Here is a 1329-nt window from a genome sequence, read left to right as displayed (position 1 = left end):
AAGATCCGAAGTAATTTCATTAATAAGATGGTCTTTTAAGTTTTTTGGATGAATTCCAATAACTTCATAGCTGTCCGCATCGAAGGAAAATGGATTCAAATAACCTTTTGAACCATCTTTATATGTTACCTCAATTACTTTCGAGTCGTCTGTTGAATAGTTCATTGACTTGATGTTGATCCCCTTAATTAAATCTCCCTTTTGAGATTTTGCATAGACCTCTATCACATCTGTATCATTGTATTTCAATGAAATGCGACCTTCATAATCACCTATATATTTCAAGTTATCTGTACGGTTTGATTCTAATATTACCGTCATATTAATTTTGTCATCAGGTGGAGTTACTGTTTCTTCTTGTTCCTGTGCACTATTATTACTGTCCCTATAAATTACTTTCGCTTCTGGAAGTTTGACGTCCTTTACGGCCCAATTAACCTTGAAGTTTACTTCTTGTTGTAAAACATGAGGTATAATAGTTGGTTGTTCAATATCGGGATTATCGTTTGCACGCATTTGTGTTAATTTGACTGGTTGCACTGGATAACTCTTTTTAAAATGAGCATTTTCAATTAGTGATAGATATTCCATAGTACCATCTTCAAATGTTAGTTTGAGATCATTCATTTTATCAAATCCATGATTTGTAACGATCTCAAGTGTCCATCTCTCTTTTTTTTCTTCTCCATTATCAATCAAATAAACATTATCAAATTCCCTGTAAGAATTTAAGTCTGGATTTGAAATTATAAGGTTCATTTTTTCTGATGTTTCTCTTTGTTCGCTATCTAATCCAACTTTTGAATATTCTAGATTTTGAAAAGGAATTTCAATATATCGTTGACCGTTTTCTTCTTTTTCTTTTATTGCACTTGTTGAATCTGAACTCCATGCAACTCCTTCTGGTAACGGTTGCACTATCACAATATTTGTTAAGTCTCCTGAACCACGCCCTCCAACAAGTGATAAATCATAATTCACTGAAAATACATTTTTCAAATCTTCAGTTCCTTGTTTATCAACTGTTGTATATAGATTAGAGGCTAACGCTGGATTAACAATCTTGGCATTACCTTTAAGAATTGGCGTTTCGTTATCACTATTAACACTAATTAGAGAGCTACTCTTTATATCCTTATTTTCACTTGAAATTACTTCAAGTACCGTATAACCTTTATTTTTACTTGTAACGGATACTTCACCAATTTTCTTTTCATTTACAGCGATATCTATGTTATTATTTGACTTCTCCCATTCCACTCCAATTAGAAACGCATCAGATGGATAAGGTGAAGCTGTTAGAATGACTGTTTCACCTATATTAAGATT

1 protein-coding gene is annotated in these 1329 nt (G+C 32.4%); it reads right to left on the bottom strand.

Annotation, left to right across the window (positions count from 1 at the left end):
- Positions 1-1329, bottom strand: a 1329-nt coding sequence (locus tag BFG57_RS19105) for a hypothetical protein (RefSeq protein ID WP_175428374.1), incomplete at both ends; no start/stop codon positions are given.

Source organism: Bacillus solimangrovi (genome assembly GCF_001742425.1).
Lineage (GTDB): Bacteria > Bacillota > Bacilli > Bacillales > Bacillaceae_N > Bacillus_AV > Bacillus_AV solimangrovi.
The sequence above is the reverse complement of the archived record's forward strand: the minus strand, read 5'-3'. Positions and strand labels throughout refer to the sequence as shown.